This is a genomic window from Trichloromonas sp. (genome assembly GCF_034006665.1).
Lineage (GTDB): Bacteria > Desulfobacterota > Desulfuromonadia > Desulfuromonadales > Trichloromonadaceae > Trichloromonas.
This window is the reverse complement of the sequence record NZ_JAVESI010000004.1, coordinates 41832-61169: the sequence shown is the minus strand read 5'-3', so window position 1 is coordinate 61169 and position 19338 is coordinate 41832. Positions and strand designations below refer to the sequence as shown.

Below are 19338 nucleotides of genomic sequence, written 5' to 3'. Positions count from 1 at the left end.
AGTGGCGCATGGCGGCGCCCGATTCTTTATCCATGCGGAGGATTTTTATGACACAGGCGGAGAGAGACGAACTGATGGCGATTATTCGGGAGCTTTCCTATGAAGAACGGGAAGTGACCCTCGCCTCGGGACGCAAGAGCAATTTCTATTTCGACGGCAAGCAGACCACTCTCCACGCCCGGGGCGGCCTGCTGGTCGGCAAGGCTTTCTGGCAGGAAATCAAGACCTTCGCCGGGCCGATCCACGGCGTCGGTGGACTGACCTTAGGTGCCGATCCCATCGCCACCGCCACTTCCATCGCCGCCCAGCTCGACGGCACCTCGGTGCCTGCCTTCATCATCCGCAAGGAGCCGAAGGGTCACGGCACCGGCCAGTGGCTGGAAGGGCGCAAGAACCTGCCCAAGGGCTCGCGGGTGGTGATCGTCGAGGATGTCACTACCACCGGCGGTTCGTCGATGAAAGCGGTGGACCGGGCCCGGGAAGAAGGGCTGGAAGTGGTCGGTATCGTCACTCTGGTCGACCGCGAAGAAGGCGCCCGGGAGAATATCGAAGGGCAGGGGATGGTGTTGCGCGCCGTTTTCACCCGCACCCAGGTGGTCGGCAAGTAATCCCGCGCGACAGCATGAATCTACGAAAGGGGCGTTCTTTAACGCCCCTTTCGTACATCGGGGTCAAGACATGACGCAGCGGTTCGAACTCTGGCGGCAGGATGATAACGGCGGGCGTTTTCTGGTCGGGCGCTATCCCCGACGGGAGGAGGCCGAGGCGAAACTCACCCAGTTGAGTCGCGGAGGACACAAGCAGTTTTACTGGATTGAACCAGGGGACCGGACCGGCACCAGCGAAACCGGGAACCGCGGATGACGTTCCTCTTTGGCGGAAGCGGCCGTATCGGCTATGATCTTGAAAATAAATTCCTCGGGAGACGGGCCATGCGCTTATCGCTGAAACTCATCTTGCTCTGGAGCGGATTGCTGGTCGGTTGCGCGTCGGGACTGCCTCAGCATCCCCGCGCCGATTCCCTGCGCGCTTACGTCGCCCAGACCGATTCCTGGCATTTCAGCCGGCAGGCACCGGTCTTCGTTGTCGAAGAACCCGGCCGCTCCCATAACCGCATCGGTACGGTGGCGGCGCGAATCAGCGACGGGGCGGAAGAGGTCTACGTCGACAGCGAACAGCCGACCCTGTATGCTCGCCAGACCTCTTTCCGAACGGCGCGCGGCAGCTATACGAACCTGACTTACCGGGTGCATTTCGAAAAGGTGCCCGCAACCCATCTCGGCTGGGGGAGGAATGTCGGTCTGCTGGTGATCGTCACCCTCAACGAGTCGGGGCAACCGGTACTCTTCACCACCTTGCACACCTGCGGTTGCTCTCTCGCCTTCACCCCCACCTCCTACCTCGATGAAGCGGCTTTTCCCCCCGGCTGGGAGCGGGGACGGCGGAAGGTTCACGGCGAAAGCCTGCCCGGCTATCTGGATTACGGCGAAGGGTCACCGACTCATTCGCGCCTGCATCTTTTGCTGCAGAAGGACACCCACCGGGTAATGGATCTGTGGCTGGCGGACGGGCGAAACCCCGCGGACTATCAGCGTGTTCCCACTCCGGTCAAGCCGCTGAAGGTTCTGGAGGGACTGGGGCTGCCCGACGGCGCCTCGACCTCCTTCTACGAAACCGAGGGTGGCCGCCGCGATTACGTCAAGGACAGCCGGAAACCCTGGGAACGGCTTTTCATGAGCTGGTGGGCCTTCGACTGGCGGGTCGGCGAGGACAAAAAACTGGGACGCGACCAAGAGGACGGCATCCTTTTCTATACCAGCCTCAAGCCTTGGGCACGGCAGCCCTCGGACCTGCGCAACTTCCCCGTATTTCTCAAATACTGGGGCTGGAATCTGTAAGCGGTGAAGCACCGAGTTACCCCAACACCCGAAGAAGGTGCCAAAATCCCTTCCCCAGTGTCCTATCTTCCAACAGAGGACGTTTTCCTAAACCAGCCAGCGGGGCCGATATCGGTCAGCAATGGCAAGATAGGTGCGCATGAGGTTGCCACGCGGGTTATCCAGTCCTTCTCGGAGTTCGGTGACGGAGAAGATCTGGCAGAGGGGGCCTCCAATGAGGACATCGAGAGTTGCATCGTTCCACACCTTGAATCGGGTCATATCCCCACATCTACAATAGTGTTCGGCAAGGGCGGTCGCGGGAGAGACCGCAAGGACGGCGGATGGAAAGGGGTCGACTTCGCTGAAATACTGCGGTTCCCATCCCAAGGAACCCCATTCCACCGTCGAAGCTTTGATGTCGCTACACACCCTTACTTCATTGGCAATCCTTCTCGCTAAAAGCTTGCGCCCCGGCTTTAATTTCTTCCGACACCGGGGTCGCCGCCTTGATTGCCACGATCGCGTTTTCGAGACAAGGGGCGATATTGTCCTCTTTGTCGAAGTTGGTCAGACGTCTTTTCTGAACCACCTCATGTTTAAAGTCAGGGGCTTGCGCTCGCTATTCGGTCACAAAAAAACCGCATGGGGGAACCGAAGCGGTCTGTGCTTTTTTTCTCCCCAGGCTATCCCGGCGATACCGGGTCCACCAATTCCTGTTCCAGGGTATTCGGGGGATCGGTCTCAAGAATCATCCCGGCCAGCCCGGAAGCCGTGGTCGAACCATTTCCGGCGCTCAGAAGACCCCGCTTCCGCACCTGCGGACTCGAAGTTCCCCGTTCCGCCAGAAGCTCCCGGGTCATCAGGTGCGGCCGGAGGGGCCGATGCAACTGTTTTTCCAAAAAGGCGAAAATCTTGACGCCCCCTTCGTCCATATCCCCCCAGTGATAAAACGGGGTCACCTTCGGCATCCGGGTGTCCAGAAGCTGGTACAGCCGGCAGAAATTGGGCGAGGGGAAACCGCCGGAGTAAAGGACCATTCCGCCGTCCCGGATTTCACCGGCATACCGGTTGAAACTCGCCAGATTCTCGATGGTCAGGATATACTCGGGAATCCCGGTCACATTCCGGATGGCCTGGGGCGGGAAGCCCACATACGGCTGGAGGTTCCGGCAATCAACCGGGACCTCCCCGATATCCAGGGTAACCGGTCCTTTCAGGAGAACCGGATGAGGGAACTTGGTCAGGCCGAGAGAATCGAACAGCTCATCGCCGGACAGTTCGGTGGGATGAAAGCGCCGCCAGCCGGTGGCGAACTGTGACAGCAGACCCTCCACGGTTTTCGAGTTCCCGAAACACCGGACACTGAACGTGCGCAAATCCAGGTTGCCGTGAGCACCGGATTCCACCAGATCGAACATGCGCACCAGATTGAGGGCGTTTTCAATGTCACCCGGGGGGAGTCCGTTATAGCGGCGGTTTTTCCCCCAGGACGACATCAGCTCGATCGCCCAACTTTCAATCCACGGCAAAGTGCTGGCGATTGCCTCTTCCAGTGTTCCCCGGCAGGAGGAAACCACATCGACGGCCAGCGGCATACCGAGAAACGCCGCCAGCTTTTTCGGGGAAACCAATTCGATCCGGGTCAGCAGGTGCCGGTCATACCCCTTGCCCCATTCGAGACAGATGGCTCCGGCAGCCTCGGCGTTCGTCAGGATGGCGTGGATTTCTTCCCGCACCTCAGCGTCCTCGACAAAATACTCGGGAGCGCGGATTTTGGAGATCTTGATCCGGATTTTTCTGTCCGGCTGCTTTTGCCAGAAATCCAACAGCCGGGTCAGAAGAACATGAACGTTATTCTTCGCCGAACTGGTCATCGCCAATCTCCCCCACGGACTGCCGATACGGGTTATCCGACTGCAACAACGCCCGCAACTCCGGCTTAATCCGGTAATTCAGAATTTCCACATTCCCACCGTCCCGATCCAGCCAGAGAACCTGATCCATGATCGCCGCCATCTCCGGCGCCTTGGAGTCCGGGGCGGCCAACAGAAGTTGCAGGCCAATGCGCTCCAGAAACCCGGCGCATTGCTGGCAGGTATGGACGCTCAATTTGGAAAAGGCTTCGTCAAAAATCGCCAGGTTCATGCCACCGACCGGAGAATCCCCGCCGTGGCGAATGCGGTAGGCGGCAGCTAGGGAGGAACCGATGGCGACATAGAAGGGGGTCTGCGTCTCCCCGCCGGAGCCTTTCTTGATCCGTTCGTCCAGCGTTCCGACCTCCTGACCATCCCGGAACATCTTGACTTCAAACACCAGATAGTTCCGATAGTCCTGGAACCGTTCCGCTTCGCGAGGGTCGATCAAAGCGTTCTTGATCGCTTCGAGCGCAGCGGCATGAGGACTATCGGCGGTGTTGGCTGGATCGAACAGGCCGAACTCGTTCGCCCCAGCCGTGGCCTGCACCGCATTGGCGTAGTCAATGACGTGCTTGAACTCGGGGTTGGCGTGGGAGTAGAACCGATAGACCTCTCCGCCATGAAACGGGTTCTTTTCCAACGTCTTGTTCAAGTGCAGGATCAGATGCTTGACTGACGAAATCTTGTCCACCAGACGCCCAACGAATTTGGCGCGGAAGGTTTCCTCCATGTCGCGGGTGGTCTTTTCCGCTTTTTCCTGATACTCGGCCAAGGTGGTTTCTTCCAGCCGCCGTCTTTTCTCCCGGACCACGCCGGCGATCTGCTCGATGGTTTCCAGTGGGGCATCCACCGGGCCTTCTTCGCTCTGGTATTTCAGCGCGTACTCGCTCATCCGGGCGAAGATCGGGCCGGTCTTACCGACCGCCGCCTCGGCGTTTCGCCATTCGCCGTCCGCTCGATTCCTGACCTGTTCCATGTCGCCGGCAGCGGCTTCCCGGTAACGGTCAAGCATATCGGCACCCTTGGCCGTATCGATCCCCCGGCGAGAGGCTGCAAGCAACCCGTCGAGCTGTTTGAGAGAATTTTCGAGGCGGTCGAGGGCGGCACCGGCATCTCGCGTCTCCTTGTCGATCGCTCGCATCCGGGTGTCCAGCCCGGTCAGTGCCGTGCCGATTTCCGCCATGCGCCCATTGAGCGCGGCGATTTCCACCGCCAGTGCCTGCAACCGGGTATCCCGGTTCAGTTCTTCGATCTCCTGGTGAATCGCGTCTTCCCGATTCTTGGCGGATTCCCGCGCCTCGGCGAGGTTGACCATGGACGGGAACCCGGTGTCCGTCAGGGCGTCCATGACCCGGAGGAACCGGGCCGCCTGCTGCTGGTCTTCTTCCACCCGGCGTTTTTTCGCCCCCAAGGTGTCCAGGGTTTTCCGCCGCGATTCCAAGTGATGTTCACGGGAACCCTTGCCGAGCATGGACGGAACTTGTTTCAGCGAACTGCTGTAACCGCCGGTGGTCAGCATGCGGTCCGCCGTAGCCGCCCGGTCATGGGCGAGCAGACCTTTTTCGGTCTCCACGCGCATGATGTTGCCCAACTGCCGGTTGATGAACGCCCGGGCATGGGGGTTTTCCGTGGTGACATACTCCGCCAGCGAACCGGCCTGCATCCGGTCAAGCCATTGGGGAGTCTGGGTGGTGGTCACGATCCGGCAAGAAGGAAACTCCTGGCGTCCTTCCCGGCGAAAAAAGGCCAAAGCCTCTTCAACCTGGCTCGGGTCAACAACCAAGGCTTCCCGCAGCCCCCCAAGGATGCTTTCGATCGTCTCCCGCCATTCCTGGTGGGAAACATCCACCAGCGAGCAAAGAGGGTGTGCCTCGATGCCCATGCGCTGGAGGGCGGTGATCATCCCGCGGGCATCTGCCGACAGCGGCGCTTTATCCCCTTCGAGCGCCCGGATTTCCTGGGTCAGCCGGGTCAATTCCTGATCGAGGTCGTGCTTTTGGGCGCTCAGGCGTTCGTGGTTGGTCTCCACGGCGGTCTTGTTGGCGGCAGAGGCCGCGGCCACCGCCGCCAAGGTCCGATCCAGCCGGGCCGGATCCCGAGGCCACGCCTGGATTTCCAGCAGATTGTCCGCCGGCAGCAAGCCGACGGCACCCCGCAGGGCTTCGCTTAATTCCGGGGGCAGACCATCGAGCTTCTGCTTTTCAAACTCCCGGGCACGCCGGAGAACGGACTGGATATCCCGGTTGCTTTCGTCCCACTTCTGCCGGACTTCCCGAAGATCGAGGGTCAACCGGTCTTTTTTGAGCGTGACATCGAGGTTTTCCTTCTCGTATCTTTTGGCGGACAGGATGTCCCGGCACCCTTGCTGGTCGTCGAGCAGGGTCTTCCGCTGGGTCTCCAACGTCAATAGCGTCTCTTCGTTGGTCTGGATGCGCTCCCGCAAAGGATCGGCTTTTTCGATCTCCGTTTCCTGCCGGGCACTCAGGGAAACCCATTCGAGCAGGCGCATCCGTTCCTGGGCTGATTCGATCTTCGCGCACAGCCCATCGATCTCGGTCAACTCGCCGATGCGTTCCTTGACGGATCGGGTTTTTTCTTCGATATCCCGGTAATTCTGCAAGGACGCCCGCAGCTCCTGAACCTGCAAGTCGTCCCGCTCCAGCATGTAGGTGCGAATGAACTCACTCGGATCGCTGATTTTCTCCAGCCGCAGGGCGGCGCGGAGAGCTTTGATGACGTCCCGGTGGTTGTTCGGGACCGTCGGATCGGCGCTCAGGACGGCGCAGACATCGCGCACGAAGCTGTCGGCCGAGTGGGCGAAACGAACATCCGGACAAGCCCTTTCCAACCGGTCCTTGACCTGATTCCACGGCAGGGATACCAGTCCACCGGGGCCGGGTCCAAGAAACAAGTCCTTGCCGCCGACCAAACCGGGCGCGATGAAACGGCCCTCGATCCGATCATCCGGCTCGGAAAGCGAAGCCGAAATCGCCACGCCGATACAGGTGGTCTCCTGTCTCTCGTCATCGTAGAAATTCAGGGCCAGGTAGCAGTTGGCCGATGGGCGGGGCGGGACATTGGGATCGCCGAGAAACCCGAGAACATATTCCCGGAGCTTCCGGGACGACTGCTCGTTGCTCCCCCGGTTCAGAACCAGCAGGTTTTTGTTCCCGCCGGTCAAGACGGTCTGGACGGCATCAAGGAAAGCCGATTTCCCGGCACCGTTTTCGCCGACCACCGCCACGTTCCCGAGGATAGGAACATCCTCGGCTTCAAACCGATACCACTGGACCAGAACCACCCTACTCAGTTTCTTCATCATCCCCCCCGGCAGTCAGGGTTTCCGGCTCTTCCGGCCCCCCGTGCGCATAGTCTTCCAACGCTTCGAGATACCCCGCCGAAACGATCTCACGGATCGCCGGGCGCACCGTAATCAGGACTTCCCGGTCATCCGTCGTGGTGAAATCCACGAGTCCTTGCCGGGAAAACCCTGAAAGCATCTCCTTGAGTTTCCCTAACGGCGGCAGGGGAACCCCCGCATGTTGTTGGTAAAAATCATCCAGTTGCCGGTTGTCGATCTGGGCTTGTCCCCCTTCCTCCACCCGGAACTCCCGCAAGGCGTTTTCGTAGATGACCCGCAGGGAAAGCAACAGCACCGTATTGGCGGCGTCCAGCACCGCCGGCAGGGCGTTCCCCCGAGGGAGTATCCCCACGAAACCGGTACGGACATCCACCAGAAAATCCAGGTTCAGGGCGTCGAACAGATTGCGGAAATATTCCTGACAGCGCACCGCCAGGGTGTACGCCCCCTTGTCGCGGGTCCTGTCCGCATACAGGAACTGGCGTTTCAGTAAGACTTCCGCGGCCCGCCGGAGTTCATCCGGCTCTGGGCCACCTTCCTTGCCGGTCAGTTTTTCAAGTTCATGAAGCATCGGTCCCTCACTTTTTTGCGATCACGAAGTCCGGCCCTTCGAGCCAGTCGTTTTCCAAGGTCTCGCCGGTCAACCGGACCTCGAATTTTTTCAGCACCCCCTTATGCCGGGTCATCAGGGGGATGAAGGTAAACGCCACGGCATCTTCCACGGTTTCGATCCGGAGTTCCCCGGCAGTCACCCGGTCCTTCCCGTCCATCTGGGCTTCCAAATATTTCCGGACACCCTCGGGAGACATCCGGCGGCGCCGGAGATAGGTCATCCGCGCCTCCCGGAGTTTCTTGGCTTCCTCGCTGACCTCGGCCTTTTCCGGGATGTCCACGGGAGCCGGCACCCGCCGTTTTTTGCGTTTGTGCAAGCTCTTGAGGCTCAAAAGCTTGACCTGGACACACCGGGTCGCCGGGGTTTCTTCCGTCTCCATCGCCGCCAGCCGGCGAATCAGATCGAGGCTGCGCGTGGTGATCTCGGGGACCGAACAGTCAAGATACCGAACCATCTCGGCCACCCGAGATTCCAGGCGGCTCCGGTAGCTGTCGATCGCCGCCAGCCGTCGGTCGACCGATTCGAATATTCGCTGGACCACCCGGATATCGTGCTGGACCACATCGGCGGCCTTGGCCGACGAAAGGTTTTTATCTTCGGCATACACCTTCGCCAACGCCTCCCGACAGGCGGGGGAGTGTTCGATCATCACCAGATTGCGAATCACGTTCGCTCGATGCCGGAAGGGGTTATCCTCGGATTGCAGGGTCTTGTAGTCGGAGATCAGCAGGTTTTCGACAAAATCATCGAAAAAGGAGGTCAGGGCAACCCGGGGATCGCGGTGCCGGGCGATGGTTTCCTGAAAACCCCGCATCCCGGCCAACATGTTCCGCAGGTGCCGGGTAAAATCCCGGGCGGCCCGGACCACTTCGATAAAAGCGCGGGCATGATCGTTCGGCGCATTGGCGATCGCCTCAAGTTGCAAATTGATCGACGCCACGGCGCCGCCGTAGTTCTTCCGCTCGCCCAGGGTGATTACCATCAGGGCATCCAGCAGGGTGCTGGCGTCCGGCGGCATCTGGACATTGATGTTATATCCGTCCGGCTCCTCTTCGAGCCAGCCGGTGTCCCGCAACCGCCGATAGACGTAGTTCGCCGCCCGCTGCGGGCTGTCGGCGTCCCCTTCCTCGCTATCCTCATCCGCCCGGAGAACCCGGCCTTTCCGGGCCAGCAGTTCTTCGATCTCCCCGATCACCAGCTTGCGCCGGGGAGACAGGCCTTCGTTGGACAGCTCCTCATCCGAGAAGAAGACGTGGAGCATCCGCAGGACGTCCTCGAACACCCGGGCGTTCGGGCCGGCCAGGGGCTTGAAAATGTCGTCGGGAAGATGTTCAAACAGCATGGGCGTTTATCCTTGAAACTGTACCGTACACCTTCTGAGCGATGGTGGTACCAAGGGCATACCAGGTTCGATCCGCCGAATGGATGTCGAACCAATAACATTCCCCCGCTAGGAGGTTCTCACCCGTCAACAGAGAGGGGAATGAGCGAAACCCGACCATCAGATTGCGTTTGGTGAGCGTTTCCAGAAGTTCAATCGCGGTCCCGGTACAATTCACACAATACGAAAAGGCCGGACAATTCGTAATGACCTCGGCAGGCAGGCTGGCAAGCCGATCGAGAACCGGAACCTTGGCGGCACCGGACCCTTCGGAAATCCCGATCACCGACGTCACCTGCCCGTTCTCGCAACAGACGATTTCGGCGGCATATTTCCCGGCGTGTCGCCGGCGATATTCGTCTTCAGCGGCTTGCACGGTGTGGACGTAATCACTCCATATATCCAAAAAATAGATGCGTGCTTCGCGTCGTCCCCACCGGTACATGGTGACGATATAGATTTTGTTCGGCATAGCGATTTGTCCCTTCTAATTTTGCAGACCGGGAGACATAGGGAGACCTTTAGCAAAGGTGCCGGTGACGCTTCCGGTGACGGCGTTTTGGTTCGTCCGTTCAAGCGATAAAGACCCGCGTCCCTCGCGCCTGAAACCAACTCGCGAAGATGCGAATGAAGGGAGTTTCCACGGCAACATTCTCCCCGGCTAATCGACCTTTTCAGACAGGGGAATTCCCAGGGACCGTGCCATTTTTTCGAGCGTTTCCAGTGCCCCTTTGAAGTTGTAGATGAGCAGATTTTCCTCGAAAGCCACCGTCATGTCCGGGCAGAGGCGGTTCAGAATCTCCCGGATCGACGTGAAAAGGGTTTCGGCATCGGTATCGTTCTGGCGCAGATAGTCAGCCAGGGTCTCTATATCCCGGGTCAGTGCCGGGAAATCAATCTCGCCGTGGGCATGAGCGGCGTTTTGCGGAACTTCCTCGGGCAAGGTGGCCAAGGTCTCCAGAACCGGCGCCAGATTTTTTTCCAGCTCACGCAGCGGCGTTTCGATCCCCTCTCCCCCGGCGATCACGGCCAGTTCCAGTTCGCGGGCCGCTTCGCTCACCCCCTTGGCTCCAATATTCCCCGCCACCCCCTTTAAGGTATGGATCAGACGTTGTGCCGTCATGCGTTCCCCGGCATTCAGCGTTTCCCGGATTTTTTCCGCGATCGTGCGATTGTCCCGGTAAAAGTCGTGGAGCAGGGTCCGGTACAGACGCCGTTTGCCAGCTACGCAGCGCAGCCCGGCGGCGGTATCGATATGAACCGAGTCCGGAAGGACGACGGCATCGTCGCTCAGCGTCGCCATGGGTAAGGCTCCCCGCCAGCGATTTCCCAGCCAGGCCGTTAACACCCTGTAGAATTGTTCGGGGTCAATGGGTTTACTGACATGGTCGTTCATTCCGGCGGCCAGGCTCTTTTCCCTGTCGCCGGCCATGGCATGGGCGGTCATGGCGATAATCGGCAGATTGCGCAGAGCGTGGTTGAGGGCGGACCGGTCGCGGATCTGACGGGTGCACTCCAGCCCATCCATCTCCGGCATCTGGATGTCCATGAGAACCAGGTCGAAACTTTCCTGGTCGAGTCGTTCCAGGGCCTAGACGCCGTTATCCGCTACTTCCACTTCCACTCCCGCCGTCGTCAGCAGTTCCCGAGCCACCTGCTGGTTGATGGCGTTGTCCTCGACGACCAGCACCCGGGCGCCGCCCAGGGGAAAACGTCGGGTTTGGGGCGCGGCCGATTCCCGTGGCGAGACCCGGGCGAAGGCATTCATGATGACGTCGAAGAGGGCGGAACGGTTGACCGGTTTAAAGACCAGCCAGTTGATGCCAGCGTGCAAGGCGCGGGCGCGAATATCGTCCCCCTCGCTTGTCGAGGCGAGCAGAACGATCCGCTGTTCCCCGGAAGCTTCCTTGATGTGTCGGGCCAGCTCCAAGCCGTCCATTTCCGGCAGGCTTTCGTCGATCAGGATCAGTTTCGGCGCCGGACTTTCGGCGAAACGGTCCAAGGCCTCGTCGGCCGATGCCGCTTCGTTCACCTCGAAGGTCAGGGATTCGAGAATGAGGCGCAGGGCGTGACGACTGGAGGCGTTGTCGTCGACGAGCAGAATCCGCAATCCTCGCAGATCGGGATCGGGGGAGGTTTTCGGTTCAGCGGCCACCACTCCGAAACTCGCGGTGAAATAGAAGCGGCTGCCTTTGCCCTCTTCGCTTTCGGCGGCGATTTCCCCGCCCATCATCTCCACCAGGCGGCGACTGATGGCCAAGCCCAGACCGGTGCCGCCGAAACGGCGGGTGGTGGTGTTGTCGGCCTGGCTGAAGGGGCGGAAGAGACGGGAAATCTGATCGGCACTCAACCCGATGCCCGTATCCTGTACGGTAAAGCAAAGCACCATATTATCCGCTTCGGCGGAGAGTCGGTCCACGGTCAGCACCACTTCTCCCGACGGAGTGAACTTGACGGCGTTGTCCACCAGGTTGAGCAACACCTGTTCAAGGCGCAACGGGTCGCCGAGAAGATATCGAGGAATTTCTGGAGCGGCGGTAAAGACCAGTTCCAGGCCCTTGCGCTGGGCCTTGGCCGCGGTCAGATCGGCGAGATGTTTGAGAACGTCGTCGAGGGCAAAGGCAACTTGTTCCATGTCGAGCCGACCTGCCTCGATCTTGGAAAAATCGAGAATATCGTCGATTACCCGCATCAGCATCCGTCCTGAGATTTCGATTTTTTCGAGATAATCCCGCTGCCGGATGTCGAGGGGGGTCTGCAGGGTGAGATGGGTCATGCCGAGAATGGCGTTCATCGGCGTGCGGATTTCGTGGCTCATGTTCGCCAGAAATTCCGATTTCGCCTCATTGGCCGCCTCGGCCCGGCGCTCAGCGGCCAGGCGTTCTTCGATCTCGGCGCTGAGGCGAGCGTTCCAGCGTTGCAGGTAGCGGTTGCGCAACAGAAAAAGGGCGATCAGCAGGGTCGTCAGCAGCACGGCGTAGGTTCCCCAGCGGCGGACCTCGGCGGGGCTGATGCCGTAATCGTAGCGCACCGAAAGCCATTTTTGCCGAATCGCATTGTGTTCTTCGGCCGTGATGCTTGCCAAACCCTTATTGAGAATAGTCACGAGTTCCGGCCAGTCCGACCGCACTCCCAGACGCAGATCGTCGCTCCATTGGGAGGCCGGGGCGGCGATTTTGAGGTTGGTCAGGTGGTTGTTTCGGATCAGGTGAGTGGCGACGGCGAGATTGTCGATATAGGCATCGGCCTGGCCCAAGGAAATCATGCGCAAGCCATCGAGCGGGGCGCTGACGGTCCTGACCCTCATTTCGGGGGTCTTTTCGCGTAGATACTGATGAATGGCATAGCTCTCGACGACCACGATCTCCTTATCCCGCAGATCCGCGACCTCGGTGATCAACGGAGCTTCGTCGCGCATGATGACGACCATGGGGAAGGAAAGATAGGGTTGGGTGAAAAGGAGCGCTTCGCGGCGCCGAGGCGTTTCGGCCAGGCAGGAGAGGACATCGAGGGAGCGTTCGCGGGCGCCCGCTTCGACCTGAGCCCAGGTCAGGCCGTAAACGGCATTCATCGAGAGGCCGAGGCGCTCGTTGAGAAGGGCGATGTAGTCCGCCGCTATTCCCCGGTATTCCCCTTGGTCGTCAAAATATTCGAAGGGGAGCCAGGTTGGATCGACCCCCAGACGCAGGTTGCGATGTTCGGCGATCCAGGCCTGTTCGGCGGCGGTCAGACGGATTTCGGGGATGGCTTTGGGGGCGGAAGCGCCATCCTTCGGGGCAATCCAGCCGGTTTCGATCCTCGACAGTTCCCACTCTTCGATCCTGTCGAATCCGGCGTCGACAACTTCCAGCAGCGGCGATCCCTTGACGACTCCGGCGTGCCGGGAATGCGGGTCCATCACCCCGCCCAGGTGCCGAAAGCTGCCCCGTTCCCCCATCCGGTCGAGAAGGGCCATAACGATCGGTGTTTCGTCGAGGAAAAGATCGATCTCCCCTTTGGACACGGCCGCGATCAGGGCTTCGCTATCGGTGTATTCGAATACCTGAAGCGCGGGAAAATGGGTGCGCAGGTGGGATCCGTAGACCGTTCCGGAAATGACCCCGGCCTTGAAGCCCTTGAGATCCTCGCTCCCCTTGAGTCGTCCTAGCCGTTCAGGGTAGAAGATTTCCGCGGTAACCTTGTAAAAAGGCTGGGAAAAATCAATCCAGCGCCCGCGCTCGGACGAGGTGAACAAGCCGCCGTGGATGTCGATCTCTCCCTGTTTCAACGCCTCGAAAAGCTGGGGCCAGGAAGCGAGGCGAAAATCGATGTCGCGGCCGCTCTTTTCCGCCCAGAGCTTCCAGATGTCGACGAACATCCCCGCCGGTTCACCCCGGAAGTTCCGCCCGGAAAAGGGGAGGGCGTCATCCGGCAGGCCGACGATCAGCCAGTCGTCCCCGGTTTCGCCCGGCTCGCTCATCCAGCGCCGAACCACGGCGGCCCGCTCCTGCGGGGTGATGCGCCGCAACCCCTCGTTCACCTGTTGCAGCAGCTCGGTCTTGCCTTGACCCACAGCGGCGCGGAAGTGATTGCTGTACAGGGGAGATGCGGGGTGATGTTCGAACTGGGAGAGCAGCCCGAGGCGACGCAGATGGTGCAGGGCGATGGGCGTATCCTTGATGAAGACGCGGATTTCTCCCCGCGCCGCCGCGTCGAAGAGAGCCTGGTTATCAGAATAGATCGCCAAGGTCACCTCGGGCAGATGCTTGCGCAGGTAGCCGACGGCGAGATCGCCGGCGATGACGCCGACGCGGAAGCCGCTCAGATCCTCAAGAGAAGCGACCTGGGAAACGCTGTGATGGTGAAAGATGTGGGTTTCACTTTCATAGAGCTGATCGGCATAATCAAGGTAGGCGTCCCGCTCTTCACTGTAAAAGACCCCGGCGTGAATATCCGCCTTCCCCTCACGCATCAGGCGCAGGCTGTCATCCCAGCTGGTGATACGGAAATCCACCTTGATGCCGGTTTTTCCTGACCACAGTCGCCAGAAATCGACGAACATGCCGGCGGGTTCTCCCCGTTCGTCCCGAAAGTAGAACGGGGCCGATTCGGCGGTGCAGGCGATGACCAGCGGCTTCGGCACGCCGGCGGCGAAGGCAGACACCCCCTGGATCAGCAGGCAAAAGAGCAGGATACCCCAAAGCCGAATCATCCGCCGTTCTCCGTTCCGGCATCCGGATGCCTGAGGCAGTCCCTGATCTTGGCTTGCAGTTTCTCGGGATCGATCGGTTTCGCGATAAAGTCGGCCGCGCCCGCTTCCAGGCTCTGCGGGCGTTCTTCCTCCGCCGTCAGGCCGGTAATGAAGATCACCGGAATCTGCCGGGTCGCGGGGAACGCCTTGAGCCGGCGGCAGACCTCGTAACCGTCCATTTCGGGCATGACCACGTCCAGCAGGATGAGGTCATGCGGCCGCTCGGCGGCAAGGGCCAGCGCCTCGCGGCCGGAAACGGCGACGCTGATCCGGTATGTGCCACGCAGAAGGCCGCTGAGATGGCGCAGGTTCTGTGGGGCGTCGTCAACGATGAGAATCCTCGGCCGTTCCCCCGGCTCAGAAAACATCACCCGTTTCCGTCGGCGGGGGATTCAGGATCAACCGCTCAATCTTGTCCAAAAGCGTCTGGGCGCGGAAGGGCTTGGCGAGATAATCGTTCATTCCGGCGTCAAGATAAAACTGCCGGTCCCCCACTTGGCCGTGGGCGGTCAGGGCGATGATCGCAACGGCGGGATTCCATTGCTCCCCGGTTGCGGCGCGAATCCGTCGGGTGGCTTCCAGACCGTCCATCTCCGGCATCTGGATATCTATGAGGATCAGATCGAAAGGTTCTTTTTCGAGAATATCCAGAGCCTTGCGGCCATTTTCGGCGACGCGCACGAAACATTTCTGGGATTCCAGAAGAATCTGGAAGAAGCGCCGGTTGGCTTCGTTATCCTCGACGACAAGCACCCGCAAGTCTCTCCAGTTCTTGGCGGGAAGGACAGTGGCGACAGCTCTATCCCGTTCTCTTTCCAGGGGCACGGTGAAGGTGAAACGGCTGCCCCCGGCGGGGACCGACTCCGCCCGGATGCTTCCGCCCATCATCTCCACCAGGCGGCGGGTCATGGCCAACCCGATACCGGTTCCGGCATAACGCCGCGAAAGACTGCTGTCAATCTGGTAAAAGGGTTCAAAAATCTTCTCTCTCTCTTCATCGGGAATCCCGATGCCGGTATCCGTCAGCGAAAAGCGCAGCAGCACCGGTGAGCCGGGCGCCCCGTTGTCGTCGCGCAGGCATTTCAGGTCGATGGCGCCGGCGGGGGTAAATTTCAGGGCGTTGTCGAGGAGATGCGCCAGAATCTGTTTCAGTCGTTCGGCATCCCCGAGAAGCGTCGCCGGGATGCGCGGGTCGATCTTCCAGAAGAAGGAAAGCCCGCGCTTTTCAGCCTTGGCCAGAAACTCCAGACAGAGGGGGAGAAAGATCTTGTGCGGTTCGAACGGAGCCTTTTCCATGGCGATTTTGCCCGTTTCGAAACCGGAGAAATCGAGCAGATCGTTCAACAGCCGCATCAGCTGGGTCGCCGACTCGGAGATGGTTCCCAGGTATTCCCGCTGCCGGGGAGTCGGTTCGCTTTCCAGCAACAGATCGGTCATGCCGAGGATGCTGCTCATCGGCGTCCGAATTTCATGGCTGATATTGGTGATGAACTCCCCTTGGGCGCGGTTTGCCTCCTCGGCCCGGGCGCGGGCCTCGTCCAGTTCCCGGGTCCGTTCGCGAACCAGTTCTTCGAGATGATCCTGATGCCGTTTGAGGCGCAGATGCGTCCGTACCCGGGCCTGGACGACGGCGGGGGCAATCGGCTTGGTGATATAGTCGACAGCGCCCAATTCCAGCCCCTTGGCTTCGTCCTCCGTGTCGTTCAGCACGGTGACGAAGAGAATGGGGATGTCGCACGTTTCGGGAGATTGTTTCAAGCGGCGACAGACCTCGTAACCGTCCATGTCGGGCATCTTGATATCGAGCAGAATCAGGTCGGGATGCTGCGCGGCGGCGACGTCCAGGGCGTCCCTACCGCTGGTGGTGACACTGATCTGGTAGTCGTCGTGCAAGGCATCATTGAGGATTTTCAGAATCGAAGGGCTATCGTCGACAATGAGAATGCGTTGATCCATACGGAAACCTTTTGGGTGTAAAACGACGATTGCGACCAGGACGGAGGTATCTATAAGAAAAGATTAAAGCATCGGGCAAGAAATAGGCAATGTAAAAAAATACGGTAGCAGGCGGCCGGTGCCGCGGAAAAGGGCGGGGATGATGCGGGGAAGGGGAAACTGCCTAGACCCAGGCCCGTGGTGCCGTTCCCGGGCCTGGTCGAAGCTCAGAAATATTCCTGAAGTCCTTGGGCGATCTCTTCGTAGCGGCGGATGTTGGCGAAGAGTTCGTCTTGCGGCAGGGGGCTTCCGCCGGCAAGAACCGCCGTGAATGCGGCGGCGACCTCCCCCGGCACTTCGATATCACGGCAGACCTGACGTTTTTCGATGACCAGCTTCTGGGTGGGGGTCAACTTGACCTCGACGAAAGGATGACGATAGGAGACCGCCGACATCTGCGCCGCTTCACCGTAGCCAACCAGCAGGCGAAACGCCCCCCAGGCGATCAGTGGCAGCAGGTTGGCGCTGAAACTCAGGCGATCCCTGGTGCTGCCAAAGGTCCAGTGTTCGGCGGCGGTGCCCGCCTGCCGAAAGCGTTCGACCTGAGCGGCGATCTCCCCGGCATCGCCCATCAGGGTTAGGGTGCGCAGATAGCCGTTCTCCGTCAGATCCTCGAAGCCCTTCTTGATGAAAAGGGCGTTGCGGCGACGCGCGGCGGCTTTCTGGAAGCGGTTTTTGTAGACAAAGGAGCAATAGTTGACCGACAGATCAATGCCCTGCTCCAAACCATGGCGGAGCAGGCGCAGGGCGGTCAGTTCCGATTCGAGCACCGTCACCTTTTCGCCGTGCAGATAGGTATAGTCGTGCTGGATGAGCTTATTAAAGTTGTAAGGGGTCAGCCGCAGCTGATGCAGGTTGAGATGGCTGACGCCGACCCCCCGCATTTCCACCAGCTTTCCCTTCATCAGGGAAAGCTCCTCAGGGATGGCGGGAACCTCCACCGTCACGTTAGGGATGAATTCCGCCGCCAGGGCCGCTTTTTTCAGCGAATAGTCGGTGGCGCCAATATCGAAACGAATCTCATCGAGACCGACCTCGCGCAACCGTTTCAGCATCTCCCCGTCGAGCAGGGTGCCGTTGGTGTAAAGCCAGATATACAGCCCCGCACCGAAATGGGCACGAGCGGCGGCGATAAAGGATAGGGTGCGGCCGGGGGTCAGCAAGGGTTCGCCGCCGCTGATGCTCATCCCGCGAAAGCCGAAACACTCCAGATAGGCCACGTAATCGCTGGGCCGGCGAAAGCTGACGGTGTTGGTGGTCGGTAGGCCGATTTCGTCTTGGGCGGTCGGGCAGTAGAAACAGTCGCGGTTGCACTTTCCGCTGATAAAAAGGCATGACCAGGTTCCGGCGCCGCACTCGATACAGCCGGGAGAAAGACGGCGGCAGTCGAGCTTGGTCCCCCCGTAACCGCACACCGCGCCGAGTTCCTTCAGTTCGGTCAGCAGGTGCTCGCGCTCGGCGGTGGCGGCGGCGAGTCGGTCCGGGTCGGCGAAGCGCAGCAGGTCATAGCCCTCGCCGTATTCCGCGCGATTTTCTTCGATAAGCTGTCCTTTGCGTTCCTGTGAAAGCCCCATGGAAAAACCCCGAAAGAAAAAGCTGCGGACCAAAAAACCGCCTGCCGGTAGAGCCGGGCAGACGGTTGAAAATCTGATAAACATTAGCATGCTTTCGGTGCGATGGAATAGGAGGAATTCGTTGGAAATGATGTTTTTTATCGTTTCATAAAAGAAATTCCGGAGTCTGTTCAAAACGATCGGTAAACGGATCGTTCCTGTGAAAGAGAACGGACAGGTCGCCGGCCATGCGATGTCTTAAAAAAAATCCGAAGAGACGGCAAAAACTCTTGCCCGTTTGATATTTTGTGTTTATAAATCGAAAAAATAATATATATGGAGGTTCTGCTATGATGATTCGGGTTGTCTATCACGATGGCCGCTATGACATGGTCAAGCGCTGGGCTTTCGAAACCCTGCTGGCGCAGCGGAAAATCCAGGGGTTTCGTCGTGCCGACGGGTGGGTGCGGATTGATCGGGATCCCCTGCGCGGCTTCTCTCGGGGGCATGACTACCAGGGGGAAGAACGTCGTGTGCCGGTGGAATTTCCGGCCTCCATGAGCCGGTGATCATTTCATAAAAAAAGAGAGTTTTCCGCGCCGGAGAGATTTGATCATTCCCCTCCCAGCCTTTGAGAACCCCTCTTTTTCTTTCCTTCAACCGATAATAATCTCGACAAGTTAGGGAGTTACCTCGCTTTCTGGTTGTTTTTGGGGTTGTCAGCGACCTCCGGGCTCTGCTATAAAGTCGCAGTCTCGACTGAAGAGAGGTTCAAAAATAACCGAAAAGAGAGATCGTAGCTGATGACCGACATCCTGTTGCCAGGGTCTCCGAACAACAGTATTTCGCGCCGCATCCTGCTAAAATCCGGATTGATTCTGCTGGCCGGCGCGGCCCTACCCACCGAATCCCTGGCCCGACTGGCCAAAAAATCCCTTCCCGAACGTTCCATTTCCTTCTACAACACGCATACCGGCGAACAGCTCAAGCGCGTGGCCTATTGGGCCGATGGCCGTTATGTTCCCGAAAGTTTGCGGCGAATCAACCACATCTTGCGCGACCACCGTACCGGTGAGGTGCGTAAGATCGATGTCGAACTGCTCGATATGCTCTTTACCATACAGAGCCGTTTGCAGGTTCGGGAACCGTTGCATATCATCTCCGGATACCGCTCCCAGAAGAGCAATGCCCAGTTGCGAAAGAAGTCGAAAGGGGTGGCCAAGAAGAGTTTCCACACCAAGGGTCAGGCTATCGATTTACGTATCCCGGGACGGGATCTGCGCGACGTGCGCAAGGTCGCCCTGGCGATGAAGCAGGGTGGGGTCGGTTTCTACCCCGGCTCGGAGTTCGTCCACATCGATACCGGTCCGTTCCGTTCCTGGTGATTTTCTTTCCATCGTAGAAACAGA

General features: G+C 59.5%; 16 protein-coding genes. 5 read left to right on the top strand and 11 right to left on the bottom strand.

Going from position 1 to position 19338, the window contains the following annotated elements:
• The first annotated feature begins 47 nt into the window (after positions 1-47).
• The 3 genes from pyrE to RBR25_RS03055 all read left to right on the top strand — a co-directional run bounded on the left by pyrE (position 48) and on the right by RBR25_RS03055 (position 1898).
• On the top strand, positions 48-608 hold the full coding sequence (gene pyrE, locus RBR25_RS03065) for an orotate phosphoribosyltransferase (RefSeq protein WP_432818057.1): 561 nt from the start codon (positions 48-50) through the stop codon (positions 606-608).
• Between the two features lie 70 nt (positions 609-678).
• Positions 679-864, top strand: coding sequence for an SPOR domain-containing protein (locus RBR25_RS03060; RefSeq protein WP_432818056.1), 186 nt, complete (start codon positions 679-681; stop codon positions 862-864).
• 68 nt (positions 865-932) lie between these two features.
• Positions 933-1898: a hypothetical protein gene (locus tag RBR25_RS03055; RefSeq protein ID WP_432818055.1), complete on the top strand. Its 966-nt coding sequence runs from the start codon at positions 933-935 to the stop codon at positions 1896-1898.
• Between the two features lie 87 nt (positions 1899-1985).
• Here the strand turns inward: RBR25_RS03055 and RBR25_RS03050 are convergent, their stop codons facing one another.
• The 11 genes from RBR25_RS03050 to RBR25_RS03000 all read right to left on the bottom strand — a co-directional run bounded on the left by RBR25_RS03050 (position 1986) and on the right by RBR25_RS03000 (position 17950).
• Positions 1986-2309, bottom strand: a complete 324-nt coding sequence (locus RBR25_RS03050) for a DNA cytosine methyltransferase (protein ID WP_432818054.1) — start codon at positions 2307-2309, stop codon at positions 1986-1988.
• Positions 2310-2563: 254 nt separating this feature from the next.
• Complete coding sequence (locus RBR25_RS03045; RefSeq protein ID WP_432818053.1) at positions 2564-3754, bottom strand: Wadjet anti-phage system protein JetD domain-containing protein; 1191 nt, start codon at positions 3752-3754, stop codon at positions 2564-2566.
• The gene (locus RBR25_RS03040) at positions 3732-7118 is read right to left on the bottom strand and encodes an SbcC/MukB-like Walker B domain-containing protein (protein ID WP_432818052.1); all 3387 of its coding nucleotides are present in this window, start codon (positions 7116-7118) and stop codon (positions 3732-3734) included. Before RBR25_RS03040 ends, RBR25_RS03045 begins: the two co-directional genes overlap by 23 nt.
• Complete coding sequence (locus RBR25_RS03035; RefSeq protein ID WP_432818051.1) at positions 7099-7728, bottom strand: DUF4194 domain-containing protein; 630 nt, start codon at positions 7726-7728, stop codon at positions 7099-7101. The genes RBR25_RS03040 and RBR25_RS03035 overlap by 20 nt, the downstream gene beginning before the upstream one ends.
• A 7-nt stretch (positions 7729-7735) precedes the next feature.
• Positions 7736-9112, bottom strand: a complete 1377-nt coding sequence (locus tag RBR25_RS03030; protein WP_432818050.1) for a Wadjet anti-phage system protein JetA family protein — start codon at positions 9110-9112, stop codon at positions 7736-7738.
• Positions 9102-9623 carry a hypothetical protein gene (locus tag RBR25_RS03025; RefSeq protein ID WP_432818049.1) on the bottom strand — a complete coding sequence of 174 codons (522 nt, stop codon included), beginning with the start codon at positions 9621-9623 and terminating at the stop codon, positions 9102-9104. The genes RBR25_RS03030 and RBR25_RS03025 overlap by 11 nt, the downstream gene beginning before the upstream one ends.
• Positions 9624-9812: 189 nt before the next feature.
• Positions 9813-10739: a response regulator gene (locus tag RBR25_RS03020; RefSeq protein ID WP_432818133.1), complete on the bottom strand. Its 927-nt coding sequence runs from the start codon at positions 10737-10739 to the stop codon at positions 9813-9815.
• 3 nt (positions 10740-10742) lie between these two features.
• Positions 10743-14342: a transporter substrate-binding domain-containing protein gene (locus RBR25_RS03015; protein ID WP_432818048.1), complete on the bottom strand. Its 3600-nt coding sequence runs from the start codon at positions 14340-14342 to the stop codon at positions 10743-10745.
• A complete protein-coding gene (locus RBR25_RS03010; protein WP_432818047.1) occupies positions 14339-14749 on the bottom strand; it encodes a response regulator in 411 nt (136 codons plus the stop codon). The genes RBR25_RS03015 and RBR25_RS03010 overlap by 4 nt, the downstream gene beginning before the upstream one ends.
• A complete protein-coding gene (locus RBR25_RS03005) occupies positions 14739-16337 on the bottom strand; it encodes a response regulator (RefSeq protein WP_432818046.1) in 1599 nt (532 codons plus the stop codon). Before RBR25_RS03005 ends, RBR25_RS03010 begins: the two co-directional genes overlap by 11 nt.
• A 206-nt stretch (positions 16338-16543) precedes the next feature.
• On the bottom strand, positions 16544-17950 hold the full coding sequence (locus RBR25_RS03000; protein WP_432818045.1) for a radical SAM protein: 1407 nt from the start codon (positions 17948-17950) through the stop codon (positions 16544-16546).
• Positions 17951-18279: 329 nt separating this feature from the next.
• On the opposite strand from RBR25_RS03000, the gene RBR25_RS02995 reads away from it, so the two are divergent.
• Both RBR25_RS02995 and RBR25_RS02990 read left to right on the top strand, forming a co-directional pair.
• Positions 18280-18498 (top strand): GSU3473 family protein, encoded by a 219-nt coding sequence (locus tag RBR25_RS02995; RefSeq protein ID WP_432818044.1) that lies wholly within the window; start codon positions 18280-18282, stop codon positions 18496-18498.
• A gap of 234 nt (positions 18499-18732) precedes the next feature.
• Positions 18733-19314, top strand: a complete 582-nt coding sequence (locus RBR25_RS02990; protein WP_432818043.1) for a DUF882 domain-containing protein — start codon at positions 18733-18735, stop codon at positions 19312-19314.
• Positions 19315-19338: the final 24 nt, after the last annotated feature.